The sequence below is a fragment of the Pyxidicoccus caerfyrddinensis genome (assembly GCF_010894405.1).
Lineage (GTDB): Bacteria > Myxococcota > Myxococcia > Myxococcales > Myxococcaceae > Myxococcus > Myxococcus caerfyrddinensis.
The window spans coordinates 187,598-214,067 of record NZ_JAAIYA010000013.1 but is presented as its reverse complement, the minus strand read 5'-3'; the positions used below and the strand labels follow the sequence as shown (position 1 = coordinate 214,067).

Below are 26,470 nucleotides of genomic sequence, written 5' to 3'. Positions count from 1 at the left end.
GCCGGGTAGGTTTCATGGCAAGCCCACGCCATGACACCTGCCCAGAAAGTCTCCGTCGTCCTCGAGCGCCTCCATGCAACCCACCCGGATGCGCGCTACGAGCTCAACTGGTCCACGCCCTTCGAGTTGCTCGTCGCCACCATCCTCGCGGCGCAGTGCACGGACGAGCGCGTCAACCGCGTCACCGCCACCGTCTTTCCGAAGTACCCCAGCCCTCGCGCGCTCGCGGACGCGGACACCGCCGCGCTGGAGGAGGACCTGAAGCCCACCGGCTTCTTCAAGCAGAAGACGAAGTCCGTGCAGGCCATGAGCCGCGCGCTGCTGGAGGACTTCGGCGGCGAGGTGCCCCGCACCGTGGACGAGCTGGTGACGCTGCCCGGCGTGGCGCGCAAGACGGCGAACGTGGTCCTCAACACCGCCTTCGACTTGCCCTCGGGCATCATCGTCGACACGCACGTCGCCCGCGTCAGCCAGCGCATGGGGCTGACGAAGCACGACAAGCCCGACGTCATCGAAGAAGACCTGATGAAGCTGGTGCCCCGCGAGCAGTGGACCTTCTTCGGGCCCGCCACCGTGCTGCACGGCCGGTACACCTGCACCGCGAAGAAGCCGAAGTGCGAGGAGTGTGTCTTCAAGGACTTCTGTCCTCGCATCGGCGTGTGAGTGCGCACGTCGCGCTGTCCGGACGTGGGACGCGAGGGCGTTTCACCGTCCGCCCATGGGACGCGCGGCGTCTTCGAGCGCTCCGGCTCCGTGGATGCGCGGACGCACGGAATACAGGCGGCCGGGCTCGGGTTCGGCCGCCTCTTGAAGGGACATGACCCCTGCCCCTTCCAACGTCGTGGCACCCATCGCCGAGGCCCGCCCGATTGATTCCAGCGAGCGGCTGGCGCTCCTCGACACGCTGCGCGGCTTCGCGCTCTGCGGCGTGTTCCTCTCCAACGTCTTCATGTGGTTCAGCGGCAGGGCGTTCATCCCGCGGGAGCAGATGCTCGCGATGATGGCGAGCGCCTCGGTGCTGGACACCGTCACCTCGCAGGCCTTCATGCTGCTGGTGTTCGGGAAGTTCATCACCATCTTCTCCTTCCTCTTCGGCCTGGGCTTCGCGGTGCAGCTGGGCCGGGCCGAGGAGCGCGGCGCCTCCATCACCCCGCTCTACTCGCGGCGCCTGGGGGTGATGCTGATGATGGGGCTCACCCACCTGTTCCTGCTCTGGTACGGCGACATCCTCAGCACGTACGCGGTGCTGGGCTTCGGGCTGCTGGTGTTCCGGCGGCGCTCGGACCGGACGCTGCTCATCGGCGCCGCGCTGCTGGCCCTCGTGTGGCCCGTCATCGGCACGCTCATCGTCAAGCTGCCGCAGCTGCTCGCCGACACGCCGGAGGCCGGGGCTGCCATCGCGAAGGCGTCAGGGGAGCACTCCGCGGCCCTCAAGGCGCAGGCCCTGGCCTCCTTCTCCGGTGGGAGCTGGCTGGATGTGGTCAGAGACGGCGGTCGCTTCTACGTGATCGACTTCCTGCCGATGATTCTCACCACCATGCTCGCCACCTTCGGCCGCTTCCTCCTGGGCCTGCTGGCGGGGCGGCGCCGCATCTTCCACGACGCGCCTCAGCACCTGGGCCTGTTCCGCCGGCTGCTCGGGTGGGGACTGGTGGCCGGGGTGGTGGGCAGCGGCGCCGGGCTGGTGCTGCAACAGCTGATGCTCCGCAAGATTCTCACCCCGGAGACGCTGCCCACGTGGGTGCCCTTCGCCATGGCGCCGCTGCGGCACCTGGGCGAGCTGGGCTTCGCGAGCGTCTACGTGTCGGGCATCACCCTGCTCTTCCAGCGCGCCGCGTGGCAGCGGCTGCTCGGGGTGCTCGCGCCGGTGGGCCGCATGGCGCTGACGAACTACCTGTCGCAGACGGTGATGAGCGTGCTGTTCTTCTACGGGTACGGCCTGGGGCAGATAACGAAGGTGGGCCCCGCGGCGTGCTTCGGGCTGTGCCTGGCCGTCTTCGCCGTCCAGGTGGCGTGGAGCCACCTCTGGCTGTCGCGCTTCCGCTTCGGCCCCGCGGAGTGGGTGTGGCGCTCGCTCACGTACGGGAAGGCGCAGCCGATGCGCCGTGATGACGTCGCGGGCCGCCGCGCCACCGTGCCCGCGTAGCGTGGGCCCGGCGCTCCGCTCCACGTGGCGCACCCCGCCGCGTGGAGCGGACCTTCGTTGCTACTGCCCGTCGCTCACGCCGTCGGGCGCCAGCTCGGGCTCGGGGTCGCCCACGGGCTCGTCCGGGACGTAGCCGTCGCCACCGCCCTCACCGTCGCCGTCCGCCAGGGTGTCGTCCATGGGCGAGCGGATTTCGGAGGGCTTGCGGAACTCGACCACGTTGCTCACGGCCGTCCGCGCGCTGCTGGCGCAGCCGTAGGTGGACGCATACGCCCTCAGCAGGACGGTGGAGTCCCAGTTCTTGTCGTCATCCAGCGTGAGCTCGGAGATGACCGTCTTGGTGGCGCCCGGCGCGAGGTTGAAGTTGCTGGAGCTGGCCTCGTCGATGTCGCCCGTGCTCTCCGCGCTGTCGTAGAGGCGCAGGCACACGCTCGAGCCGAGGCGGGCCGTGCCCGTGTTCGTCACGGTGAACGTCACCACGACGGAGTCCGACGGGGATTCCTGGCTCAGGCCCACGTCCTTCAGCTCGAAGACGGCGACGCCATCCTCGGGGTCCGTGAGCTTCAACCACTCGGGAGCCTCCGCGGGCGCAGGTCTGCCCGTCAGGTCCAGGTGGCTCACCGGGCTGAGGACGGTGTCCCCCGTGAGGCTGTAGCAGGCCGACCCGGCGTAGAGCCGGACGGTGCGGACCTCACCCCAGACGTCCTCGGCGATGCTCGTCACGTCCTCGAAGCCGTCCGACTCCCCACCCCGCAGGCTGATGGGGCCCAGGTTGGTGTAGGAGAGCTGATAGCCGTCCTTGTCATGCAGCGAGAGGCAGCTGTTCCCGCGCGCCCGCTTCGCGCCCACGTTCTCCAGCGTGTACGCGAGCTTCACGCTCGCCGCGGTCCGGGTAATCGTCACGTCCTTGAAGCGGAACGGCGTGCGCGTGTCCGTCAGCGTCACCGTGCCCGCGTCCTTCGCGGCCTGAGCCGCCGTGGCCTGCCCGGCATCCGGCGTGGAGGCTTCCGCGGGCGCGGGCTCCTGCTTCTTGCAACCACCCAGTGCCACGGCACACAGCAACGCGACGGCCCGGCCCGGGCGAACGCGAGAACCTTGTCTGCGCATGAGGAGTCCCCCTCGTGAGGTGCCCACGCTCTTAGCGCGAGTGTCCCGCACCCGACAATGCCCCCGCCCGGTCTCCGGGGCTGCAGACGAGGGTCCGCATGGCGCCACTGCGGGGCGGCCGGCTTCGGGTTAGGTACGCCCGGTGACGAACCTCGACCTGTTCGCCCCGCCCCCTCCCCCCACCGGCCCGGGTGCACTGGACTCGCTGCTGAAGGTGTCCCGCATCTACCTGGAGCCGGCCGTGGAGGAGCACCTTCGCGGCAGGGAAATCCTCGCGCGCTTCCCGGACGCGGAGCGGGTGCCGGTGGCGTCGCACCAGAACATCCCCGGCCTGTTCGGCAACGAGGGCAACGCCGAGGCGTGGAACCGCATCAAGGGCAGCACCCTGGTGCTGGGCGTGAAGAAGACGATGTCCTTCACCCCCAACGGGCGCAGCTGCGACTTCATCCCGCCGTCCACCGCCAATGGCTGTGTCATGAGCTGCGCGTACTGCTACGTGCCGCGCCACAAGGGCTACGCCAACCCCGTCACCGTCTTCGTCAACATCGACCGAATCATGGCCTCCGTCCGCCGGCACGCGCAGCGGCTGGGGCCGAAGACGGAAGCCAACAGCGTGGACCCGCGCTACTGGGCCTATGACATCGGCTGCAACAGCGACTGCGCGGCGGACGCGGCCCTCAGTGACAACGTGAGGGACCTGGTCCGCCTCTTCACCACGCTGCCCAACGCCATGGGCACCTTCGCCACCAAGCTCGTCAACCGCGAGCTGCTGGACTACGCGCCCAAGGGCAAGACGCGCATCCGCTTCAGCCTGATGCCGCACGCGAAGGCGAAGATGCTGGACGTGCGCACCAGCCCCATCTCCGAGCGCATCGCCGCCATCAACGACTTCGTGGCCGCCGGCTACGAGGTCCACCTCAACTTCTCTCCCGTCGTCGTCTACGACGGCTGGCAGGCCGAGTACGACGCGCTCTTCCAGCAGGTGGACGACGTGCTCTCCCCCGAGGCGAAGGCCCAGCTCGCCGCCGAGGTCATCTTCCTCACCCACCACGCCGGCCTCCATGAGGTGAATCTGCGCTGGCACCCCAGGGCGGAAGCCCTGCTGTGGACGCCCGAGACGCAGGAGGCCAAGGTGTCCCAGGGCGGCGGTGCCAACGTGCGCTACCGCACCGGGCTGAAGGGCCGCCTGGTGGCCGAGCTCGAGGAGCTGCTGGCCCGCCGCATGCCCTACTGCCGGGTGAGATACGCGTTCTGACCCGCACGCCGTGTCCGGGCCGTGACTAACGGGGCCCCGGCTGTGGCAGACTCGGTCGGACCATGTGGGATTGGGTCCGCCAGCTGGCGGAGTGGTCTCGTGAAGATGCGCCCTTCGCCGTCGCGACGGTGACTGTGTGCCAGGGCAGCACCCCCGCCGAGCCCGGCGCGAAGCTGCTCGTGCGCGCGGATGGGACGTTCCACGGCACCGTGGGCGGCGGCCACCTGGAGCAATTGGTGCTCGCGGACGCGCGCGCCTGCCTGGAGAAGGGCGAGGCCCGCTCCTACCGCTATCCGCTGGGCGCCAAGCTGGGCCAGTGCTGCGGCGGCGTGGTGGACGTCTTCGTGGAGCTCGTGAATCACGGGCCGCGCCTCTACCTCTTCGGCGCCGGCCACGTGGGCCAGGCGCTGTGCCGCACGCTGGAGGGCACCCCCTTCCAGGTCCACCTCGTGGACGAGCGCCCCGAGTGGCTGCACGGCGAGCGCATCCCCGCGTCGGTGGTGCGCCACGACGAGCCGTGGGACGCGTTCGCCGCCCGCGCCTCGTGGGATGCGCGCCGCACGTACGTGGCGGTGATGACGCACCGGCACGATTTGGACCAGGACATCATCGCCCTCGCGGTGGAGCGGCCGGCGCGCTACCTGGGACTCATCGGCAGCCGCACGAAGTGGGCCCGCTTCCGCCAGCGGCTGGAAGCGCGGGGAGTGCCCACGCGGAACATCGACCGGGTGCACTGCCCCATGGGCGTGGAGATTGGCGGCAAGTCGCCGCAAGAGGTCGCGGTGAGCATCGCCGCCGGCCTGCTGCAGGTGCACCACGGCCTCAGCGTTGACACACGCTCCGAAGCTTCGCTTCCGGAGCAGCCCCGCGTGCGCGGGGTATCTGCTGGAGAATGAGCACCATGTTCGAGTTCCTGCTCAACGGAACGACGGTTCGCGTCGACGGCGTCTCCCCCAACACCACCCTGCTGGACTTCCTGCGCACGCGCGGCTCCACCGGGACGAAGCAGGGCTGCGCCGAGGGAGACTGCGGCGCGTGCACCGTGGCCATGGTGGACCGCGACGCCCAGGGCAACCGCTGCCTGCGCGCCTTCAACGCGTGCATCACCCTGCTCCCCATGGTCGCCGGTCGCGAAGTCGTCACCGTCGAGGGCGTGGGCCGCCGCGAGCAGCCCCACCCCGTGCAGCAGGCCATGGTGAAGCACTACGGCTCGCAGTGCGGCTTCTGCACGCCGGGCTTCATCGTCTCCATGGCGGAGGCGTACTCGCGCAAGGAGGTCTGTACTCCCGAGGCCGTGGCGGACCAGCTCTGCGGCAACATCTGCCGCTGCACCGGCTACCGCCCCATCCGCGACGCGATGATGGAGGCGCTCGCCACGCGTGACGCCGGCACCGCGCGCGAGGCGCTCCCGGGTGTCACCCTCGGCAACCCCGCCGCGCCGCTGCCCGCGCTGCGCTACGAGGCGCGGGGACAGACGTTCCTCCGCCCCACCTCGTGGGAGGAGTTGCTCGCGCTCAAGGTCGCGCATCCCGAGGCGCTCCTCGTGGCCGGCGCCACCGAGCTGGGCGTGGACATCACCAAGAAGGCCCGCCGCTTCCCGTTCCTCATCTCCACCGAGGGCGTGGAGTCGCTGCGCGCCATCCGCCGCGAGGCGGACGGGTGGTACGTGGGCGGCGCATCGTCCCTCGTGGAACTGGAGGACGCGCTCGGCACCGAGCTCCCCGAGGTGACGAAGATGCTGAACGTCTTCGCCTCCCGGCAGATTCGCCAGCGCGCCACGCTGGCCGGCAATCTGGTGACGGCCTCGCCCATTGGCGACATGGCGCCCGTGCTGCTCGCGCTGGACGCGCGGCTCGTCCTCGCCTCCGTGCAGGGGGAGCGCGTCGTGCCGCTGGCCGACTTCTTCCTCGCGTACCGGAAGACGGCGCTGCGGCCGGATGAAGTCGTGCGCCACATCGTCATCCCGCATGCGTCCACTCCGGCTGGCGGACGGCGGCTGTCGGACTCCTTCAAGGTGTCCAAGCGCCGCGAGCTGGACATCAGCATCGTCGCCGCGGGCTTCCGCGTGGAGCTGGACGCGGAGGGCGTGGTGCGGCTCGCGCGGCTGGCCTACGGCGGCGTCGCGGCCACGCCCGTGCGCGCGCGCCGCGCGGAGGAGCTGCTCACCGGCCAGCCCTGGACGCGTGAGACGGTGGCGCGGGTGCTGCCCGTGCTGTCGGAGGAAATCACCCCCATCAGTGATTTGCGCGGCAGCGCGGAATACCGGCGCGGGCTGGTGGTGAGCCTGTTCCAGAAGTTCTTCTCCGGCGAGCGCAGCCCCTCGCTGGACGCCGCCCCGCGCTTCACCCTGGGCGAGCCGGGGGCCTCCGCGGATGCGGGCCGCGAGCTGCGGCACGAGAGCGCGCTGGGCCACGTGACGGGCAGCGCGCAGTACGTGGATGACCTCGCGCAGCGTCAGCCCATGCTGGAGGTCTGGCCGGTGTGCGCGCCGCATGCGCACGCCCGCATCCTCCGCAGGGACCCCATCGCCGCGCGGAAGATGCCGGGCGTGGTGGCGGTGCTGATGGCCGAGGACATCCCCGGCACGAACGACACCGGCCCCATCCGCCACGACGAGCCACTGCTCGCGGACCGGGAGGTGCTCTTCCACGGGCAGGTGGTGGCCCTGGTGGTGGGCGAGTCCGTCGACGCCTGCCGCGCCGCCGCGCGCGCCGTGGTGGTGGAGTACGAGCCACTGCCCGCCGTCCTCACCGTGGAGGACGCCATCGCGCAGGGCAGCTACCACACCGAGCCGCACGTCATCCGCCGGGGGGACGTGGACGCCGCGCTGGCCAGCAGCCCCCACCGCCTCACCGGCACGCTGTCCATCGGCGGCCAGGAGCACTTCTACCTGGAGACGCACGCCGCCTTCGCCGAGCGCGGCGACGACGGCGACGTCACCGTGACGTCCTCCACCCAGCACCCGTCGGAGGTGCAGGCCGTCATCTCCCACGTGCTGGATTTGCCGCGCAGCCGCGTGGTGGTGCAGGCCCCGCGCATGGGCGGTGGCTTCGGCGGCAAGGAGACGCAGGGCAACGCCCCCGCGGCCCTGGTGGCCCTGGCCGCGTGGCACACGGGCCGGCCGGTGCGGTGGATGATGGACCGCGACGTGGACATGACCGTCACCGGGAAGCGCCACCCGTTCCACGCCACCTTCGAGGCCGGCTTCGACGGCCAGGGGAAGCTGCTCGCCCTGCGCGCGCAATTGGTGTCCAACGGCGGCTGGTCGCTGGACCTGTCCGAGTCCATCCTCGACCGCGCCCTCTTCCACCTGGACAACGCCTACTACGTGCCGGCCCTGGCGTACTCGGGCCGCGTGGCGAAGACGCACCTGGTGTCCAACACGGCCTTCCGTGGCTTCGGTGGCCCGCAGGGCATGCTCGTGTGTGAAGAGGTCCTCGCCCGCGTGGCCCGCGCCGTGGGCCTGCCCCCGGAAGAAGTGCGGGAGCGCAACCTCTACGCCGGCTCGGGTGAGACGAACACCACGCACTACGGGCAGGAACTCGAAGACGAGCGCATGCCCCGGCTCTGGCGCGAGCTGAAGGAGTCCTCGGACTTCGCGCGGCGGCGGCAGGAGGTCGACGACTTCAACGCCCGCTCGCCCCGCATCAAGCGCGGCCTGGCGCTCACGCCGATGAAGTTCGGCATCTCCTTCACCGCCACGTTCCTCAACCAGGCCGGCGCGCTCGTGCACGTGTACCGCGATGGCTCGGTCATGGTGTCGCACGGCGGCACGGAGATGGGGCAGGGCCTGCACACCAAGGTGCAGGGCGTGGCCATGCGCGAGCTGGGCCTTCCCGCCAGCGCCGTGCGGATGGCGAAGACGGCCACTGACAAGGTGCCCAACACGTCCGCCACCGCGGCCTCCAGTGGCTCGGACCTGAATGGCGCGGCCGTGCGCAATGCCTGCGTCACCCTGCGCGAGCGGCTGGCCCCCGTGGCCGCGCGGCTGCTCGCCGAGAAGCACGGGCGCGGCGTCGCCCCCGAGGCGCTGGTGTTCCAGGACGGACGCGTGGGTCCTCCGGGCGAGCCCGAGGTGGCCCTGCCCTTCGCGGCGGTGGTGGAGGCCGCGTACCTGGCGCGCGTGGGGCTGTCGGTGACGGGCTACTACCAGACGCCGGGCATCGGCTACGACAAGGCACGCGGCCGGGGCCGGCCGTTCCTCTACTTCGCCTACGGCGCCGCCGTGTGCGAGGTGGAGGTGGACGGCTACACCGGCATGAAGCGCGTGCTGCGCGTGGACCTGCTGGAGGACGTGGGCGACTCGCTCAACCCCGGCGTGGACCGCGGGCAGATTGAGGGCGGCTTCGTGCAGGGGCTCGGGTGGCTCACCGGGGAAGACCTGAAGTGGGACGCCACCGGGCGGCTGCTCACGCACTCGGCCAGCACGTACGCGGTGCCCGCGTTCAGCGACGCGCCCGTCGACTTCCGCGTGCGGCTGATGGAGAAGGCGCGGCAGCACAACACGATTCACGGGAGCAAGGCCGTGGGTGAGCCGCCGCTGATGCTCGCCATGTCCGCCCGCGAGGCGCTGCGCGACGCGGTGGCTGCCTTCGGCCAGGCCGGTGGCGAGGTGGAGCTGGCCTCGCCCGCCACGCACGAGGCGCTGTTCCTCGCCATCCAGAAGCGGTTGGCTCGCGGCGCCCGTGAGGACGGGCGCGAGGCGGCGTAGGCCCTCCAGGGGTCAGGACGCGGGCTCCTCCGGGACGTCGTCGCACGGGCTCTCCACCTCCGAGGGCCCCTCCAGTGGAAGCGTGACGGTGAAGGTCGCGCCCTGGCCCGGGGCGCTCTCGGCCCGCACGCAGCCGCCGTGGGCCTCCACAATCTGCCGGGTGATGTAGAGCCCCAGGCCCAGGCCCCCGTAGTGCCGCTCCGACACGGCGCGCTCGAAGCGCTGGAAGATGCGGTGGAGCGACTGCGGCTCGATGCCGATACCCTCGTCCCGCACCTCGAGCCGGGCCGTCCCCCCGCTGGCGGACACCCGCACGTGCACGGGCCTTCCCGCGCCGTACTTGAGGGCGTTGGAGAGCAGGTTGGAGACCACCTGCTCCAGCCGGGAGCGGTCCCACCTCCCGAGGATGGAAGGGTCGGCCTCGAGGAAGATGCGGGACTGGGCTCGTTGCGCCTGTGGCTCGTAGCGCTCCACCAGCTCACGGACGAGCGCCGACAGGTCCACCAGCTCCAGCTCCAGTTGGAGCCGGCCCGCGCGGATGCGTGACACGTCGAGCAGCCCGTCCACGAGCTCCGCCAACCGGCGGACCTGCCGCTGCGCCAGCTCCAGGTCCGCGCGCATCCGCTCCGCCGAGTCCCCCAGCGACTCCACGGGCAGCGTGCGCTTCATGCCCTGCAGCTTGAGCGCCAGGGGCGTGAGCGGCGTCTTCAGCTCATGGCTGGCGATGGAGAGGAACTCGTCGCGCAGCCGGATGGCACGCTGCGCCTGCGCGTAGAGGCGGGCAATGTCCACCGCCGCGGCCGCCCGGTAGGCCAGCTCCTCCGCCATGCCCCGGTCCTCATCGCCATACAGGCGGTCGGGGTCCCCCGAGGCGAAGACGATGATGCCCAGCACATGCCCGCGCGAGGTGAGGGCCACCGCCAGGACGGACACCGCCTCCATCGCCTCGAGCAGCGCGCGGTGCATGGGCCCGAGCGCCCGCGTCTCGCGGATGTCGACGAGCACGGCCTGCCCGGAGGTCGACAGCGCGTCGAAGAGCGCGGTCCAGGCGGGCGTCGGGGCCTCTCGCAGCGCCTGTTGGACATGCGAGGCCCTGGACGGGTCGCGATGCGCCACCTCCAGCCACCGGGGCGTCCCCTCCGGCTGAATCAGGCTCACCATGCAGCAGGTGGCCACCGAGGAGGCCGCCAGCTCCGCCACGCGCATCAGCAGGGTCGTCTCGTCAGCAAGGCTGCTGGCCAGCAGCCGGCTGGCCCGGGTGAGGAAGGTGAGACGCTCCTCGGAGCGCTTCCGCTCGGTGATGTCGCGGGAGATGCAGCCCAGCCCCGTCTTCTGGCCGCTCTCCGAGTCCCGGACCAGGAAGTACTGGGTGAAGACGGGGATGGCCTTCCCGGTGCGCAGGTTGACGGCCCGGAGGTCGCCCACCCACCGGCCCTCCCGCTCGATGGCGGGGAACACCTCCTGCTCGATGATGCGCCGGTCGTCCGGATGCACCGTGTCGAGCACCGAGAGGCCCTGGACCTCCGCGAGGCTCTCCAGGCCCAGCAGCCCGCGGCCCGCCTCGTTGATGTACAGGGCCCGCCCGTCCACGTCGTGGATGCAGATGACGTCGGGCGAGCTCTCCACCACCGACACCAGGCGGCCACGCTCCAGCTCCGCGTGCTTGCGCGCCGTGACGTCCTGGACGACCGCCAGCACGCGCAGGGGACGCCCGGACTCGTCGCGGAGGAGGGTGGCGGCAATCTCCACCCACATGTCTCCGCCATCCTTCCGGACCCAGCGGCGGGCGTTGATGGCGGGAATCGCGTCCCCCCCCACCAGCCGTGCGAGCCCCGCAGAGCCCTGGGGCCGCTCCTCGGGGTGGACGAGGTCGATGTAGTTCATTCCGACCAGCTCCTGGGCGCTGTAGCCCGTCACCTCGCACAGCTTCGCGTTCACGACCAGGAGCCGGCCGGCGACGGGGTCCACCTGCGCCATGCCCGCGGCGGCGAGGTTGAAGAAGGCGCGGAACTGCTCCTCGCTCTCGCGGAGCGCCAGCTCGTGCTTCCGCTGCTCGGTGATGTCCACCAGCCAGCCCACCCACTCCCGCACGCGGCCGTCCGGGCCGAGCACCGGGACTCCGCGCGACAGCATCCGCCGCCAGCGCTCGTCATGGCGCAGCAGGCGGTACTCGGAGGAATACGGCGTGGGCCTGCGCAGCACCTGGGCCCAGTCCTTCCAGACGCCCTCGCGGTCCTCGGGGTGGATGAGGTTCATGTAGCCGTGGCCGCGGTACTCCGCGAAGGTCTTCCCGGTGAAGGCCTCCCACGAGACGCTCGGCTCGACGGCGGAGCCCTCGGGCGTCAGCGTCCACATCACGCTCGTGGTCGCCTCCAGCAGGGCATGCAGGCGCTGCTCGCTGCGCAGCAATTCCCGCAGCCGGCCCTCCACGGTCGCCCGGACCTCCCGCTCGCGCCGGAGCTCCGCCTTCCATTCCGAGGCCAGCGAGGCTTCCGCGTCGTCCCGCCGCTCCGGGCCTTGCTCCAGGAGGGAGCGGAGCGTGCGGACCACCGCGTCCCGCGAGAGCGGCCGCACGGCGTACGCCAGGGTGCCCGACAGCGCTTCCGTGAGGAGCCGGCCCTCCGGGCGCTCGGAGGAGACGAGCAGCAGCAGTGCCGGCCCTCCCCGCTCTCGCATGGCCCGCTGGACGCTCCGGGTCCAGGCGGCCGAATCCTCCGCCTCCGTGTCGAGCACGAGCAGCCCGAAGGACTCTTCCCGGAGCAGCGTCGCGGCCTGCTCCGCCGTCTCCACCTCCACGGGCTCGCGGCCCAGGACGGTGAGCGCCGACCGCAGGCATGCACCATCCTCCGCGCCCAGCCGAGGCAGGAGGACCTTCTCTCGCACCAGCGCAGCCGCGGCCCTTCGCGAGGGCCCCTCACCCGCCCGGTGAACACGGTGCATGGTGAAAGTATGGAGATGCTCCCGCGCCGCTGACAGGGGCGGCGCGGGTGGCAGGCCTTCGACGAGACAGGCGGCAGACGGGAGGCCGTCAGGTCGGCCCCGTTGACGACTGCCTCAGCTCGCGCTTCGCAGCTCCGCGACCTGGGGCACGGCGACCACGGGCGTCGCGTCCTGGCCGAAGTGCTCCCCCGCCCAGCGGGACAGGTGGCCGATGCACGCGTCGATGGCGCCGCCGGTGGTGAAGATGTGGTTGGTGCCGCGCAGCCGCAGTCGCTCCAGCATGGCCACCTTCAAGTCGGAGAAGGCCGCCCGGTGGATGCGGTCGAAGAAGACGTCGCGCAGCTTGCCCTCGGCGGTGATGACGAGCACCGGCACGCCCCGCTGCACCACGCGCTGCCATGCGCGCACCAGTGGCACGTTGGCCACCGCCGGCAACCTGCCCCAGTCCATCAGCCAATCCAGCAGCAGCTGGCGCGGAAAGGGCACGTAGCGGAACAGCCGCGCGTACTCGTTCTCCCGCGTCAGCATCCGCATCCAGCCCCAGTACGAGAAGACCTTCGACGTCACGCGCCGCAGCGGCAGCCGCGAGCGCCACGTCCGCTTCTCCGCGTCCTCGAGAGGCGTCTCGCCGTCCGCGTTGGCCGCCTCCTGCTCGGACAGGTAGAACTCGGGCTCGAACAGGAACACGCCCGCGACGCCCTCCGGCGCGCGGTCCGCCAGGTAGAGCGACGTCGTCGCCGCGCCGCACAGCCCGCCCATCACCAGGCCGTCGAGCCCGTGGCGCTTCAGCAGCTCCGCGTGGATGGCCTCCGCCACCTCCACGAAGCCGCCGCCGCAGACGAGCTGGTACAGCTCCGCCGTCGTGTCCGGCAGCGGGCCGTCCGAGTCTCCCAGGCCCGGCAGGTCCACGCGGAAGCACGGGAAGCCCTGCGCGGCGAGCCGGTCCGCGGCCCGCGCCGACAGCCCGCCATGGCCCGAGCGCGGCACATGCCCCGGGTTGAGGAAGAGGAAGCCCACCCGCCCCGGCTTCGCCGCCGCCGCGGGGTGGTACGTGCCCCAGAGCCGGTGGCCCTTCACGTCCAACTGGAACAGCTCCCTCATGACGACGCCCCCTTGCTCACTTCCACCGCGCCAACTCCGGCCGCGAAGCTCGCGCCGTCGTCGAACAGCTCGCCCAGCTCCGGCAGCAGCCGGTTGCTCGTCGTCCAGAAGAAGGGACGCGGCGCGCGCACCGAGCGGCCATGGCCCGGCGCGAGGCAGCGCTCCGCCGGACGTCCATCCAGGTGCACCGCCCGCCACGGCCGCGCGTCATCCCGCGCCGGCAGCGCCAGGTCATACGCCTCCGCGCTCCGCCAGAAGCCGCGGGACCAGGGGAAGCCCTCCACCTCCATGAAGCCCCCCGCCTCCAGCTCCGCCACGTAGTCCTCGCGCGAGCGCGCCTGGCCGCCCGTGCCCTCCAGGTTGTCCGCCGCCACCTTTCGCCGCAGCACCTCCATCAGGTGCGCGCGGCCGGACTCCGGTGGGTCCCACAGCAGCAGGCCGTCCACCTTGTCCGTCTGGAATACGCGCGCGGCCAGCAGCGCTCCCAGGCGCAGGCCGTGCAGCACCACCGGCACGCCGGGACGCTCGCGGCGCAGGTACTCGAGCCCCGCGCGCAGGTCCGCCTCCCAGCACGGCAGCGTCATGTCCTCGAAGCGGCCCGTGCTCTCGCCGGTGCCCCGGTAGTCGAGCCGAAGCGCGTCCACGCCCCGGGCGGCCAGGTGCCGCGCCCACCGCGTCCAGACGATGTACGCGTGCGCGCGCTCCAGCCCCAGCGGCCCCGCCAGCACCACCGCGGCCCGGCAGGACCCTGGCGCCCGGTGGTGGACGAAATAGAGCGACTGCTCACCCTGGGAGAGATACCCGGGCGCTTCGGTCAATGCCTGCATGAGGTGGCTGTTCCCCCCGTAACGCAGCGGATGGTACGGATCCGCAACAGCCAGAGTCAAACAATCCCTATCGCGTGGTTGCCAATGCACGGGACGCCACCCCTCGGGGTGGGGTCGGCCCGCCCCCGCGCTGACGTCAGTGCAGCGCCGCGAGGAGGACGAGGAGGCCGTTGAGGCCCAACCCCATGGACATGTACGCGGGGCTGGAGCGCGAGCTGCCCACCGCGATGTTCAGGTGGCCGAGGGGACCGAGGCACAGCTTCGCCCCCAGCTCACCCCCGACGTTGGGGCCCTGGCCAGGGATTGCATCGAGGGCGCCGCCCACCATCAGCCGCGCGTAGGACAGCAGCCAGGACGACAGGAAGTGCTGGTAGCCGATGAAGCCGTTGAGCTCCGAGGCGCCCGAGCGCGCGAAGGCGATGTTGCCGCCAAAGGTCAGCCGCCGCTCGAAGAGCGCCAGGGGCTGGATGTTCAAGGAGATGTCATTGCCAACCCCGTTCGCCGCATCCACCCGGTACGCGAAGACGAACTCGAAGTCGGGCTTGTCCAGCGCGGGCGCCTCCCGCCTCAGGCGCGCGGCGGCCTCCAGGTCTTGCGTGCCACCCCGGGCCTCGCGCAGCTCCGCCAGTGCCAGCGCGCCCGGCTCGCCGTCCGCCTGGTAGGCCTTGGTGAGTGGAGGCTCGGCGCCGTCGAGGTCCCCGCCCTCCATCCGCAGCCGCCCCAAAGCCAGACAGGCCTGCGTGTCTCCGGCGTCGCACCCCAGGCCGAAGGCCCTGTCCGCGCCGGCGATGTCACCCTGCTGGAGCAGCTCATCACCCCACGGGCCACACCCCGACGTCCTGCCCTGCTCGCAGGCCGACATGGGAGACATCACCTGCGTGGTCGCGCACGCGGCGCAACCCAGGGACACCAGCACCGCCACGAGCCACACGCGCCTCATGAAGGTCATTCAAGCATGGAGTCGGGGGACGCCGCCTCCCGCCCCGCTGCTATGGACGGATGTCCAGAAACGCCAGGTCCTTCCGCTCGCGCAGTGGGACTCCAGGGCGGGATGACGGCTGCTAGATGACATCCAGGGCTTCGGGCCTCGCGGTGCTCCCCTGCCCGCCCTCCATCCTGGCGAGGCAGACCGGCCGGCCCTCAAAGGCCCGTGTGCCCCCTGGCCTCCGCGCGGATCAGCGCAGAACTTGAGTCCACACAGGAGGACCGGTGGCTCAAGTCGCTTTCCAGCACGACTGTTTCGTTCCTGCCCCGCATTCGCGGCTCCCCAGGGGGGAGCCTGTATGAAAGTGCCCGAGCTGCTGGAGCATCTTCCGGGAGTCGGCCCGTTGCTCGCTCGCATGCCGGGCGCGCACGAAGAGGCCCTGCCCCGCCGCGAGCCCACCGTGACGTTCCCCGACTTCGAGGCCGTGCCCCGGCCGACGACGGAGCGGGAGCTGGGTGACGGCCGCACGTACATCGTCCGCAACACGTCGGCGCTTCCGCCCCGGGGGCCCGGGCTGACGGTGATGAGCTACAACATCCTGCTCGGTGGCCAGCGCCGCGAGGCCCTGCTGGCGTACTTCGACGAGCTGGAGGCGCACGGCCGGATGCCGGACGTCATCGGCCTACAGGAAGCCAACGTCCCCATCACCGTGCTCCTGGCGACGCGGTATGGGTTCCACATGGCCTACCAGGGCCACGACGGTGGGGGCGGTGGGCGGCTCGTCAACGGCAAGGCCTTCCTCACGCGCCACCCGCTGGTGGACGCGGCCCACTTCACCTACGTCATCCCCGACTCCGTGCGCGAAGAGGCCATCCTCCGGCGCGGAGACCCGTGCGAGCTGCCGGAGGACCGGGGCGCGCTCTACGTGCGCCTGGAGGTGGAGGGCCACCCGGCGGTCTTCTACAACGTGCACCACGCGCTGGGAGACTCGGGCATCAACGCGCGCAACCTGCGCCAACTCAACGCACTCCTGCATCACCGCGAGGTGGCGCACGCCGTGGTGCTGGGGGACTTCAACGCCAACACCGCCATCAAGCGCGGCGGCTCGTGGCTGATGGCCCACCTGATGACCTACGACGACACCGATACGATTGAGGAGTACGCGGTGCGCTACGGCGACCCGCACGCGAGCGTGGGTGACAAGGGCGTGGGCAACATCGCCGACCCGCGCCTGCGGCACGAACTGCACGCACTGGAGCTGCAGCTGCCGGAGACCATCGCTCACGCCACGCTCGCGCAGGTGCGCCTGAATGACGGCCTGGTGATGACGCCGAAGCAGGCGTGTACGGAGCTGCGCTCCGGCTCGGTGCCGCGCGGGAGCGAGCACTGGCTGCGCCTGCAGGACATCGCCGACAGCGCCACCCTCACGTCGCTGCCGGACGAGCGCGGCGTGGTGCCCGCCACCGGAAAGCGCTTCGACAACCTCTACGCGTCGCCCGGGCTGGTGCCGGTCCTCTTCGAGGTGGACCGCAGCACCGAGTCCTCCGACCACCAGCCGGTGGTGGCGCACTACACCGTGCGCGGGGCGGGCACCCGCGAGGTGAAGCCTCCCTCCGGCAACAGCAAGCAGTCCTGAGCGGGCGGCCTGCTGTCAGAGCAGGACGAAGTCCATGCTCTCGAAGCCGCGCGTGCGGGCGCAGACCTCGTCGTTGCCTTCGATGGTCTGGAAGGTCTCCTCGTCCACCTCGGTGACGACGCCGGTGTGGGACCAGTCGGTGGCCGTGCGGCGGCGCAGGAAGAGGCTGCCGGGGCAGATGCGGGTCCTGTCGGGCGGCGCGGTCAGCGTGGAGACGAGCCGCCCCTTGTCGCGGGCGACGGCGCCCAGCGTGTCACACGACAGCAAGCGCCCCACCGGCATGGGCACGCCGAGCGCCCGCGCGGCATGCTGGAGGCAGAAGGTGGCGAAGCCCGCGGACCAGGCCCAGGTGCCGCCATCGTGGCCGTCCATGTAGAGGCGCACCCAGGGGCCGCGATTCTCGCCGCCGATATCGCGCGGGTGCTGGCGCAGGTGCTGTACGGCGTAGGCCACCACCAGCGAGCCCAGGGAGCGGCCCTGCGCGGGAATCGGCGCGACGGCGGCCTTCAGGGGCGCCACCAGCCGGTCGAACGTCACCGCATCACCGACGCCCGTCACCGTCAGCCCGGCCTTCGCCTGGAAGCGCTTCAGCGCCGCCTCCGTCGCGGCGCCGAAGTCGCCGTCGATGGCGACCGCGAAGCCCTGGAGCGACAACCACTCCTGGATGCGCCGCACGTCGTGGCCCCGCTCGCCTCGGCGGTAGACCCTATCCAGCTCGAGCTCGTTCAATGCAACCCCCCCACCGGCAACCGCGAGCGCCGGTCCGCGCAGCATCCTGGCACCGCGAGGAAGCACGCGCCAAGAGGGGGAGGCCGCGGCCCCTTCGCGCACGAAGGGGCTCGCGTCCCAGGTCAGCGGTCCTTCTGCTCCTCGAGCGGGCCGCGTCCGTTCTCCAGTGGACCTTCGCCGTCGTTGATGACGCCGGGCTTGTCGCCGATGGGCGCCTTGCCGGAGCCGCCCACGCCTTCCTTGAAGCCCTCGGAGGCCTCCTCGGCCGCGCCCTTGACCTGCTCGGCCGCCTTGCTCGCGCCGTGCTCCACGTCCTTCGCCGCCTCGCCTACTTCCCTGCCGACCTCACGGGCGTTCTCTCGCGCGGCCCCCTCCTGCCGCTCGTTACAGCCCGCCGCCAGGCCGAGCACTCCACACAGGCCCGCCATCGTGAGCCACTTCCATCCCTGTCGTGCCATTGCGCGCCTCCTCGCTCCTGCTGCGTCCGTGTCCGGACGCAAAGGTAGGCACGCCTGCCCTCATCGGCCTCCAGGGCAATGGGCGAGTGAGGCAATCCACGCGTCCACCAGGGCCGTCCCGGCGGTGTCCACCTCGCGCGTGGCGAGTGGCGGCATCTGGAAGGTGTCCCGCGCGTGCATGCGCAGCGACACGAGCGACGACTCCGGGTGGCCCGGGGCCACCAGCTTCGCCCCGGGCACGCCCAGGTCGCCCAGCTCCGGAGGCATGTCGCAGATGCCGGCCTGCGCCAGCGGCGTGGTGAAGCGCAGGTCCGCGGTGCCACGGCCGAGCCCGCTCGGGCGGTGGCACATGGCGCAGTTGGCGTGGAGGTACGCGCGGGCCCGCGCCTCCGGGGACGTCTCGCCGTCATAGGTGGACAACCGGGGCAGCGTGTCCGGCGCTCCCGGCAGCATCAGCACGCCGATGTGCTCCAGCGTGCGGAGCTGGTTCGCCCGCCGGTCTCCCGGATAGACGAAGTCGCCATTGAGTTGCGCCACCTCCAGGCCCAGCACGTGGCCGGCGGTGGCGTTGTGGCACTGCATGCAGTCCGCGCGGCTGGGGAAGGTCCACGTCCTGCCCGCCACCTGCTTCACCTTGCCCGCATCCAGCAGCACCGCGTCCGTGCCCTCCGCGTTCCACTCGTAGGTGTAGCCGGCCCAGCTCCCGTCCGGATGGCGCATGAAGAGACGCGTCTCCACACGCCGGCCCTCCAGGAGGAAGCTCTTCACCGCCACGCTGCCCGGCGGCGGCTCCAGGACTCCATCCGAGCCCACCGTCACCGTCGTCCCGTCCGGCACCGCGAGGAAGCGCTCCTTGTCCGCGCTGTCCGACCAGAGCGGGGCATTCACCCCGTACGGGATGAGCCCGGCCGCGGGCTTCGTGGCGTCCTTCGGGTCCACACATCCCGTCGCGGACAGGCGCGTGGGGAACGGGCCGCCCGGCGCGGGCTTCTCGGGGACGAGCCGGTGCAGTCCGCCTCCGCCGAAGTCCACCGCCAGCAGCTCTCCGTCGTTCAGCTCCGCGAAGGAGGAGATGTTGAGCGACGTGGAGAGCACGCGCTTCGGCTTCGCCCCACCGCCGGGCATCGCGTCCCCGGGAAGCGTCCAGATGCGGCCCGTACCGAAGTCTCCGAAGACATACTGGCCCGCGAGCGCCGGCACCGCGGTGCCCCGGTACACGTAGCCGCCGGTGACGGACACGCCCTCGTCGCGGCCGTACACGGCCACCGGAGGCGTCAGGCCCTGCGTGGCGCAGGGGGTGCCGCGCACGCACGCGGTGCCCTCGAGGATGCTCCACCCGTAGTTGCCCCCGAGCACCACGCGGTTGACCTCCTCGAAGCGCTTCTCCCCCACGTCGGCCAGCCACAGCGCGCCGGTGCGCCGGTCGAAGCTCCAGCGCCACGGGTTGCGGAAGCCGAGCGCGTAGATTTCCTTCCGCCCGCCGCCCTTCGCGAACGGGTTCGTGGAGGGAATGGCGTAGGGCCGGGCCGAGTCCACGTCCAGGCGCAGCATCTTCCCCAGCAGCTGCTGCGGATTCTGCGAGGTGCGGTTCGGGTCGATGCGGCCACCACCGTCGCCGAAGCCGACGTACAGGTAGCCGTCCCGCCCGAAGGCCAGGTGTCCTCCGTTGTGGTACGAGTACGGCTGCGCGAGCTGCAGGACGAGCTCCCCGGTGCTCGGGTCCAACGTGGCGCCGCCGTCCGTGCTGCGATAGCGGACGATGTACGAGTTGAGCTTCCCCTCGTCGTCATCGCCGATGAAGGAGAGGAACACCTCGCCATTGGTGGCGAAGCGCGGGTGGAAGGCCATGCCCAGAAGCCCCGACTCGTCGTGCGAGGCATTCACCCGCCCGGAGAGGTCGATGACCAGCGCGCTGCTCGCGGGGTCCTCCTCGTTGGCGAAGACGCGCACGTAGCCCTGCTTCTCCACCACGTAGACACGATGGCTGTCGTCGGGGGCCTGGAGCGCGAACAGGGGCTGGGTGAATGACAGCTTCGGGTAGACGCGCTGGAGGGAGACGCCGGTGGCCTCGGCGGGGCGCGCGGGCGCCACGCACGTGGGGTTCGCCGGCCGCGTGTCCAGGCCGTACGGGACGACCGGGATGGGGTCTCCGGAATCCGGCACGTCCTCCGGGCCGGCGTCGGGGTTGGACGCATCATGTGGGCCCGCGTCCTCCTCGTCTGACGGCTCGGTGTCGGGAGGGTGTGCGTCAGGCGTGTCCGTCCTCCCCGGGGGCGAGCCCGGACAGGCCGCGGGCGAGAGGAGCAGACCGGTAGCGAGGGCGAGGGTGCAGAGCAGGGCCAGCACCGGCGGGCGTCGGAGCATGGGGCCATCTGCCATCGCGTCTCAGGCTTGGGGATGGCCCGAATGGACGTCTGCCCGGTGCTGGACGCTCGGGCGTCTCGGGTGCCTGCTTCCGAGTGGTCCGGTGGACAGAGCTGGCGCACAGTCCAGCGGGCGTGCCGAACAACGAGGTGAACGACCTGGAGCGCCGAGCCACGGGCACCCGCTCGGGTGGAAGCCCGCACGACTCCAGGCGTAGGCTGCGGGGCCATGGACCTCATCGTCGAGAACGGACTGGTGTTCGATGGGCTGGGGACTCCGCCGCGCCAGGCCCACGTGGGCATCCGCGATGGCACCGTCGCCGCCATCTCCGAGGCCCCCCTTCCCCGTGCGCCGCACACGCGCGTCATCGACGCCACCGGCCACTGGGTGACACCCGGCTTCATCGACTTCCACACGCACTACGACGCGGAGGTGGAGCTGGCCCCGTCCCTCTCCGAGTCCGTCCGCCACGGCGTCACCACCGTGGTGGTGGGAAGCTGCTCGCTCAGCCTCGCGGTGGGCACGCCGGAAGACCTGGCCGACATGTTCTGCCGCGTGGAGGCCATCCCCTACGCCACCGTCCGCTCGCTGCTGGAGGAGCGCAAGCAGTGGGACACGCTGGGCGGCTACCTGGAGCACCTGGACGCGTTGCCGCTCGGGCCCAACGTGGCGTCGCTCCTCGGGCACTCGGCGCTGCGCGCGCACGTCATGGGCCTGCACCGCAGCCTGGACTCCGGCGTACGGCCCGCCGAGGACGAATTGCGCCGCATGGAGGCCCTGGTCCGCGAGGGCCTGGACCTGGGCTACCTGGGCCTCTCGGTGCAGACGCTCAAGTGGGACAAGATGGGCGGCTCGCGCGACATCCGCAGCCGGCCCCTGCCCTCCACCTACGCGCGCTGGAGCGAGTACCGCCGCCTCACCCGCCTGCTGCGCGAGCGCGGCCGCGTCTTCCAGGGCGTGCCCAACATCAGCACCAAGGTGAACGTGCTGCTGTTCCTCCTGGAGAGCATGGGCCTGGGACGCAAGACGCTGAAGACGTCGGTCATCTCCATGATGGACCCCCGCGCCAGCCGCGGCATCCACCGCACCATCGGCGTGCTCTCGCGCGTGGCCAACAGGCTGCTGGGCGCGGACTTCCGCTGGCAGGCGCTGCCCGAGGTGTTCGATTTGTGGGCGGACGGCATCGACCTCGTCGTCTTCGAGGAGTTCGGCGCGGGCGCCGCGGCCCTGCACCTCCAGGACGCGGCGTCGCGCGCGGACCTGCTGAAGGACCCGGAGTACCGCGCCCGCTTCCGGCGCCAGTGGACCAACCGCTTCCTCCCGCGCGCCTTCCACCGCGACTTCAACGAGTCCCGCATCCTCCAGTGTCCGGACGCAAGCGTGGTGGGCAGGTCCTTCGCCCAGGTGGCGCAGGAGCAGGGCCGGCACGCGGTGGACGTCTTCCTGGACCTGGTGGCCACGCACGGGGACGCGCTGCGCTGGTACACCGTCATGGCCAATGACAGGCGCGAGGAATTGGAGCGCATCTGCCGGCACCCGGACATCCTGGTGGGCTTCTCCGACGCGGGCGCGCACCTGCGCAACATGGCGCACTACAACTTCCCGCTCCGGCTCCTGCGCCTGGTGCGCGAGGCCCAGAAGCGCGGCGAGCCCTTCATGACCACCGAGCGCGCCGTGCACCGGCTCACCGGAGAGATTGGCGAGTGGTTCGGGCTGGACGCGGGCGTGCTCGCACAGGGCCGCCGCGCGGACCTGACCGTCATCAACCCCGAGGGCCTGGACGCGAAGCTGGACGAGGTCGCCGAGGCGCCGATGGAGAACTTCGGCGGCTTCGTGCGGCTGGTGCGCCGCAACGACGCGGCCGTGAAGGCCGTGCTCATCTCCGGCCGCGAGGCCGTCCAGGACGGCGGCCTGTCCCCGGCCCTGGGACGGGAGCGCGGCTTCGGACGCGTGCTGCGCGCCCAGGCCACCTGACGCCGCGGGCCAACCTTCCCCCGGCGGGACTATGTCGTCTGAACGACAGCGACTGGAGCGCGTCCCGCAGAGGGACGCTGGAGCCGGGGCCGCCGCGCCCCTGCTGTCAAGTGGCCCGCCGGACAGGGAAAGGGCGTCGCGGTTTGTTCCCGCAGGTCGGCTTGCCCCAAGATGCAGCCGGGTGGCGGCGCCTGGGCGCGGGCACCCCGGAGGTCCAGCGCATGGCCGGTGAGCTGGGAACACCACGAGTCCCCGAGGCTGCCCGACGGCGTGGCCCGCCGCGCATGCGTTTCTGGTACCCGCTCCCCCTGCTCGTGCTCGCCGCGTTCGTCCTCTCCGGGGCCGACCCGACGGCGGACCGTGTCACGCAGCGCGTCTGGCTCACCGCGTCCCCCACCCGCCCCATCGAGCCGCGACTCAGCGTGGCCCAGGCGGACGGCTACCGTCCCTACGTCCCGGCCCGCACCCAGGAGGCCACCCCGGTGCCGCTGCGTGAGCTGGCGCGGCTGGAGGCGCTTGGAGACCGAGCGGGCATCGCGGCGTCGTACCTCGTCCACGGGGATCCGCAGCAGGCGCTGGCCCACCTCCACCACGCGTCCGCGTCGCCGGGCCGCGAGTGTGACCGCGCCGCCGCCGCCTTCCTCCTCCAGCGCTACGACGACGCGCTGACGCTGCTCGACGGCGCACTGGACGCGCAGCCCCGCCACCCGCAGGCGCTCTGGAACCGCGCGCTCGTGCTGCGCGAGCTGGGGCTGACGATGCTGGCGGCGGCGACCTTCGACGAAGTCGCGGCGCTGGGCGAGCCCGGCTGGAGCACCGAGGCCCAGGAGCAGGCCCACGTGCTGCGGGCGAGCGAACAGGAGCGCGCCACGCTGTGGCGAAGCACACGGGACGCCGTCGACGCGCTCGCCAGCGACTCCGACGCGCCGATTCCCGTGGAGGCCGCGCGCCGCCTCCCCGGCACCGCGCGGGCCCACTTCTACGACGCCGTGCGCGGCGCGCCGACGGCCGCGCGGGTGCGGGCCCTGCTTCCGCTCGCGGAGGTGCTGGACCGCGCCTTCGGAGGCACCGCGCTGGCGGACTACACCCGGCGCGTGGCGGCCCGCGACTTCAAGCGCCGCGCGCCGCTGGCCCTCGAGTACGTGCGGCTCGTCCGGCGCAACCACGCGGACCCGGCCGCCTTCATCCAGCGGCTGCGCGCGTCGGGCGAGGAGGACCTGCGCCTGGGCGCGCTGCTGCTCAGCCCCTCCGTGCCTCGCGCGGCTTCGGAGGTGGAGGAGCTCGCCCGGCGGTGGGACGACCCGTGGGTGGGCGTGCTGGTGCAGGAGGAGCTGGCGCGGCTGGAGGACCTCGCGGGCCAGTCGTGGCGGGCCGGACAGCGCCTGCGGGACGCGCTGCGCACGTGCCGCGAGCGGGAGCTGGGCCTGCGGTGTCTGGACCTGCAACGGAGGATGAGCTTCAACGCCACGTCGGCCAACCGGCTCGCGGAGGCGGAGGAGCTGGCCCGCTCGGCCTGGCGCGACGCGCGGATGCTGGGAGAGTGGGGACAGGAGGGCTTCGCCATCCGGGCGCTCGGCCAGGCCGCGCGCTACCAGTTCCGCGTCGCGCCCGCGCGGGCCTACCTGGACGAGTTCCTCCAGCGAAGCCCGGGTGACTGCGACGCGCGCAACTACGTCCACCGCAACCTGGCCTCGCTGGAGCTGATGCGGCTGCGGCCGGAAGAGGCCCGACACGCGCTGGACGAGGCCCAGGAGTGCAACCCCTCCGTGGGGCTGGTGGGCGCGTGGATTCTCGCGGACCTCAGCCGGATGGCCCCGCGCCCCACGGACGAAGAGGTGGTGCGCCGCGAGCTGGCGCAGGTCAACCCCGTCCTGGACGCGCCCGGGCGCCGGGTGCTGGCCACGCTCATCGCCGCCCGCCTGGTGGTGGAGCTCAACCGCGAGGAGGGCCAGGCGCTGCTGCGCAAAGCCATCGCCGAGGCCGAGCCTTGGCTCGCCACCGACGCGGACGCGCGCGACGCCCGGGCCGTGGCGTACAAGTCGCTGGCCGTCAGCGCCGGCAAGGCGGGGGCCTTCGACGAGGTGCCCGCGCTGGTGGCGGAGCAGCTCGGCGTCACCGCCCCGGAGCGGTGCGTGCTGGCCGCCGCCATGGAAGCCGAGCGCACGGTGGTGGTGGCACTCGGCCCGTCCGGCGAGGTGCGCGGCTACCATGATGCCTCGCGCCGGGAGCCGCTCGGAGACGACCTCTCGGGCGAGGTGCCGCGCGAGCTGGTGGCGCTGCTGCGTCGCTGCCCCCAGGTGGACGTGCTCGCCGCTCCCCCGCTGGACAGCCGCGCCGGCCTGCTGCCGCCGGACCTGGCGTGGCGCTACCGCGTGGGGAGCGCGTCGTCGCTTCCGCCCGCGCCGCCCCTGCCCCCGCTGCACGTGGTGGTGTCCAACGTGGAGACTCCGCAGTCGCTGCGGCTGGCGCGCCTGCCCTCGTGGCAGTCCCCACTCGCGCCGCAAGACCAGCCCCTGGAGCTGACGGGAATGCAGGCCACGCCGTCGCGCGTGCTGAAGGCCATGGAGCGGGCCACCGACATCGAGTTCCACGCACACGGCATGGTGGACCGCAGCCTGTCGGACGCCACGGTGATTGCGCTGGCGCCGGAGTACGACGGCCGCTTCGCCCTCACCGCCGAGGAGATTCGTGGGGTGCGCCTGGAAGGGGCGCCCATGGTACTGCTCGGCGCGTGCAGCGCGGCGCGGCTGCCGTCCCTGCTCCACCAGACGTCCTCGCTGCCACAGGCCTTCATCGGCTCGGGCGCGCGCGCGGTGTTCGCGGCGACGGTGGACATCCCCAACTCGGCGGGCCGCTTCTTCCAGGCCGTGCGCGAGCGCATCCAGGCCGGTGCCCTTCCGGCCCAGGCCCTGCGCGAGGAGCGCCAGCGCAAGCTGCGCGAGGACCCCTCCGCGTACTGGGTGAGCCGGGTACTCTTGTACGAGTAGGGCGCGCCTCTTTCCGCCCGGCGCGTGAGAGGGGGACGGTGGAATGCACACTGAGGAACCGCTGGCCGTCTACAGCCTGAACTTCGACCGCGGAGACACGTCCAGCGGCGCGATTCCCCTGTGGGACCCCGTCACGGACACGCGGCTGGGCGCGCTGCCCGAGTGGATTCGCGGCCACCGCGAGGAGCCCGTCGCGTACGTCCGGGGCTCGCGGCCGTCCGTGGGCGTGACGCTGCTGGCGAACCACTTCGTGCCCACGACGTTCGACCTGAGCGCCTTCGGCCCGGGGCTCGGCGAGGGCGGCACGGTGCGCTGGGTGGGGCCGCATCCGGTGACGCTGGAACGGACCGCCGGGTGGAGCACGCTCCCGGAGCCGGTGGCCTTCAACCGGCCGCTGCCCAACCGCATCGGCGTGCACACGCTGGAGCTCCAGTGGTTCGCGGAGTGGACGGACGGGCACGGCACCGCGCGCCGGCTGTTCCTCGGAGACACGCGGCATGAGCTCCACACCAGCGGCGCGCCCATGGAGCACGGCGTGCCCGGGGCTCCGCCCGTTGGAGCGTATGCGCCGCTGATGCGCTGGTCCTCGCGGTGGTGCGCGGGGCTGGAGGGACGCAAGGCCGTCTGCGACGCCCTCCTCCAGGGACTGGCGGAGACGCGGCTGCGGTACGGCCTGCCCGCGTGGTCGGTGCGGCACATGCTGCTGGCGGGCGGCGGCATGTGCGGCGGCTGGTACCAGTTGTTCCAACAGCTCGCCAACTGCCAGGGCGTCGCGGTGGAGGGGCGCACGCTGCACCTGGTGCCGCTGCATGACCCGAGCACGGACGAGGTGCGCTGGGAGGCGATGGTGGCCGCGGCGCCGGGGATCAACCAGGTGGAGCCGGCGCGGCAGACGCGCTTTCTCGGCTGGTTCAACGACTGCGCGCGGTATCCCTTCACCCCGGACGAGCCCGTGGAGCTGCTCGGCCGGCAGGACTCGCGCTACTGCTTCTTCGCGGGTTGGGATGACGGCCACTCGGTGAACTTTCTGGAGGACGGAGGCCGGCTCTACCTGTACGACCCGAGCTTCCGCACCCAGGCCGTCGCGCTCGACATGCCAATGCCCGAGCCCGACGGGCAGCCGGTGGCGCTCGGACAGGAGTCGCCGTTGCGGAGGGACTATCTGAATCAGGCGATGCCCTGGGTCATGGGCACGCTGCGGGCGAATGGGCGACTCTGGGAGGTGGACGTGGCGCGGGGGGCGTTCGGTCTCACCGTGAGGACGGAGCAGGTACCGGAGCTCGGCATCCTGTGGACACGCTAGGAGGCGC

At 71.9% G+C, this 26,470-nt stretch carries 17 protein-coding genes; 9 read left to right on the top strand and 8 right to left on the bottom strand.

Annotated features, from left to right (window positions below):
- Positions 1-30: 30 nt before the first annotated feature.
- The gene (gene nth, locus G4D86_RS30070; protein ID WP_163997507.1) at positions 31-663 is read left to right on the top strand and encodes an endonuclease III; all 633 of its coding nucleotides are present in this window, start codon (positions 31-33) and stop codon (positions 661-663) included.
- A gap of 154 nt (positions 664-817) precedes the next feature.
- A complete protein-coding gene (locus G4D86_RS30065) occupies positions 818-2,146 on the top strand; it encodes a DUF418 domain-containing protein (protein WP_163997506.1) in 1,329 nt (442 codons plus the stop codon).
- Positions 2,147-2,206: 60 nt separating this feature from the next.
- Here G4D86_RS30065 and G4D86_RS30060 read toward each other — a convergent pair whose 3' ends face one another.
- Entirely contained in the window at positions 2,207-3,253 is a 1,047-nt protein-coding gene (locus G4D86_RS30060; protein WP_163997505.1) for a hypothetical protein, read from the bottom strand.
- A 142-nt stretch (positions 3,254-3,395) separates the two neighbouring features.
- Here G4D86_RS30060 and G4D86_RS30055 point away from each other — a divergent pair, with 142 nt between their 5' ends.
- The 3 genes from G4D86_RS30055 to xdhB all read left to right on the top strand — a co-directional run bounded on the left by G4D86_RS30055 (position 3,396) and on the right by xdhB (position 9,219).
- Positions 3,396-4,508 carry a spore photoproduct lyase family protein gene (locus tag G4D86_RS30055; protein ID WP_163997504.1) on the top strand — a complete coding sequence of 371 codons (1,113 nt, stop codon included), beginning with the start codon at positions 3,396-3,398 and terminating at the stop codon, positions 4,506-4,508.
- A 62-nt stretch (positions 4,509-4,570) separates the two neighbouring features.
- On the top strand, positions 4,571-5,404 hold the full coding sequence (gene xdhC, locus G4D86_RS30050; RefSeq protein ID WP_163997503.1) for a xanthine dehydrogenase accessory protein XdhC: 834 nt from the start codon (positions 4,571-4,573) through the stop codon (positions 5,402-5,404).
- A 5-nt stretch (positions 5,405-5,409) separates the two neighbouring features.
- Positions 5,410-9,219, top strand: a complete 3,810-nt coding sequence (gene xdhB, locus G4D86_RS30045; protein WP_205519831.1) for a xanthine dehydrogenase molybdopterin binding subunit — start codon at positions 5,410-5,412, stop codon at positions 9,217-9,219.
- Between the two features lie 12 nt (positions 9,220-9,231).
- Here xdhB and G4D86_RS30040 read toward each other — a convergent pair whose 3' ends face one another.
- From G4D86_RS30040 to G4D86_RS30025, 4 genes are all read right to left on the bottom strand, one after another.
- Positions 9,232-12,102, bottom strand: a complete 2,871-nt coding sequence (locus G4D86_RS30040; protein ID WP_163997501.1) for a PAS domain S-box protein — start codon at positions 12,100-12,102, stop codon at positions 9,232-9,234.
- A 171-nt stretch (positions 12,103-12,273) separates the two neighbouring features.
- Entirely contained in the window at positions 12,274-13,260 is a 987-nt protein-coding gene (locus G4D86_RS30035; RefSeq protein WP_163997500.1) for an alpha/beta fold hydrolase, read from the bottom strand.
- Positions 13,257-14,087 (bottom strand): serine aminopeptidase domain-containing protein, encoded by an 831-nt coding sequence (locus G4D86_RS30030; RefSeq protein ID WP_163997499.1) that lies wholly within the window; start codon positions 14,085-14,087, stop codon positions 13,257-13,259. The genes G4D86_RS30035 and G4D86_RS30030 overlap by 4 nt, the downstream gene beginning before the upstream one ends.
- A gap of 136 nt (positions 14,088-14,223) precedes the next feature.
- Positions 14,224-15,027 (bottom strand): tetratricopeptide repeat protein, encoded by an 804-nt coding sequence (locus G4D86_RS30025; RefSeq protein WP_163997498.1) that lies wholly within the window; start codon positions 15,025-15,027, stop codon positions 14,224-14,226.
- Positions 15,028-15,370: 343 nt separating this feature from the next.
- Between G4D86_RS30025 and G4D86_RS30020 the strand changes: the two genes are divergently transcribed.
- Positions 15,371-16,648, top strand: coding sequence for an endonuclease/exonuclease/phosphatase family protein (locus G4D86_RS30020; protein WP_163997497.1), 1,278 nt, complete (start codon positions 15,371-15,373; stop codon positions 16,646-16,648).
- 15 nt (positions 16,649-16,663) lie between these two features.
- Here the strand turns inward: G4D86_RS30020 and G4D86_RS30015 are convergent, their stop codons facing one another.
- The 3 genes from G4D86_RS30015 to G4D86_RS30005 form a co-directional block, all read right to left on the bottom strand.
- Entirely contained in the window at positions 16,664-17,377 is a 714-nt protein-coding gene (locus G4D86_RS30015) for a peptidoglycan-binding domain-containing protein (protein ID WP_163997496.1), read from the bottom strand.
- Positions 17,378-17,499: 122 nt separating this feature from the next.
- Positions 17,500-17,835: a hypothetical protein gene (locus tag G4D86_RS30010; protein WP_240360543.1), complete on the bottom strand. Its 336-nt coding sequence runs from the start codon at positions 17,833-17,835 to the stop codon at positions 17,500-17,502.
- A 60-nt stretch (positions 17,836-17,895) separates the two neighbouring features.
- Positions 17,896-20,199 (bottom strand): PQQ-dependent sugar dehydrogenase, encoded by a 2,304-nt coding sequence (locus tag G4D86_RS30005; RefSeq protein WP_240360542.1) that lies wholly within the window; start codon positions 20,197-20,199, stop codon positions 17,896-17,898.
- A 228-nt stretch (positions 20,200-20,427) separates the two neighbouring features.
- Here G4D86_RS30005 and G4D86_RS30000 point away from each other — a divergent pair, with 228 nt between their 5' ends.
- From G4D86_RS30000 to G4D86_RS29990, 3 genes are all read left to right on the top strand, one after another.
- Complete coding sequence (locus G4D86_RS30000) at positions 20,428-22,173, top strand: N-acyl-D-amino-acid deacylase family protein (RefSeq protein WP_163997494.1); 1,746 nt, start codon at positions 20,428-20,430, stop codon at positions 22,171-22,173.
- Between the two features lie 284 nt (positions 22,174-22,457).
- Complete coding sequence (locus G4D86_RS29995; protein WP_163997493.1) at positions 22,458-25,160, top strand: CHAT domain-containing protein; 2,703 nt, start codon at positions 22,458-22,460, stop codon at positions 25,158-25,160.
- A 43-nt stretch (positions 25,161-25,203) separates the two neighbouring features.
- A complete protein-coding gene (locus tag G4D86_RS29990; protein WP_163997492.1) occupies positions 25,204-26,463 on the top strand; it encodes a hypothetical protein in 1,260 nt (419 codons plus the stop codon).
- Positions 26,464-26,470 lie beyond the last annotated feature (7 nt).

Coding starts and splice junctions, on each gene's coding strand:
- nth (WP_163997507.1), top strand. CDS start 31: ATGACACCTGCCCAGAAAGTCTCCGTCGTCCTCGAGCGCCTCCATGCA.
- G4D86_RS30065 (WP_163997506.1), top strand. CDS start 818: ATGACCCCTGCCCCTTCCAACGTCGTGGCACCCATCGCCGAGGCCCGC.
- G4D86_RS30060 (WP_163997505.1), bottom strand. CDS start 3,253: ATGCGCAGACAAGGTTCTCGCGTTCGCCCGGGCCGGGCCGTCGCGTTG.
- xdhC (WP_163997503.1), top strand. CDS start 4,571: ATGTGGGATTGGGTCCGCCAGCTGGCGGAGTGGTCTCGTGAAGATGCG.
- xdhB (WP_205519831.1), top strand. CDS start 5,410: ATGTTCGAGTTCCTGCTCAACGGAACGACGGTTCGCGTCGACGGCGTC.
- G4D86_RS30035 (WP_163997500.1), bottom strand. CDS start 13,260: ATGAGGGAGCTGTTCCAGTTGGACGTGAAGGGCCACCGGCTCTGGGGC.
- G4D86_RS30030 (WP_163997499.1), bottom strand. CDS start 14,087: ATGCAGGCATTGACCGAAGCGCCCGGGTATCTCTCCCAGGGTGAGCAG.
- G4D86_RS30025 (WP_163997498.1), bottom strand. CDS start 15,027: ATGAGGCGCGTGTGGCTCGTGGCGGTGCTGGTGTCCCTGGGTTGCGCC.
- G4D86_RS30020 (WP_163997497.1), top strand. CDS start 15,371: ATGAAAGTGCCCGAGCTGCTGGAGCATCTTCCGGGAGTCGGCCCGTTG.
- G4D86_RS30010 (WP_240360543.1), bottom strand. CDS start 17,835: ATGGCACGACAGGGATGGAAGTGGCTCACGATGGCGGGCCTGTGTGGA.
- G4D86_RS30005 (WP_240360542.1), bottom strand. CDS start 20,199: ATGCTCCGACGCCCGCCGGTGCTGGCCCTGCTCTGCACCCTCGCCCTC.
- G4D86_RS30000 (WP_163997494.1), top strand. CDS start 20,428: ATGGACCTCATCGTCGAGAACGGACTGGTGTTCGATGGGCTGGGGACT.
- G4D86_RS29995 (WP_163997493.1), top strand. CDS start 22,458: ATGCGTTTCTGGTACCCGCTCCCCCTGCTCGTGCTCGCCGCGTTCGTC.
- G4D86_RS29990 (WP_163997492.1), top strand. CDS start 25,204: ATGCACACTGAGGAACCGCTGGCCGTCTACAGCCTGAACTTCGACCGC.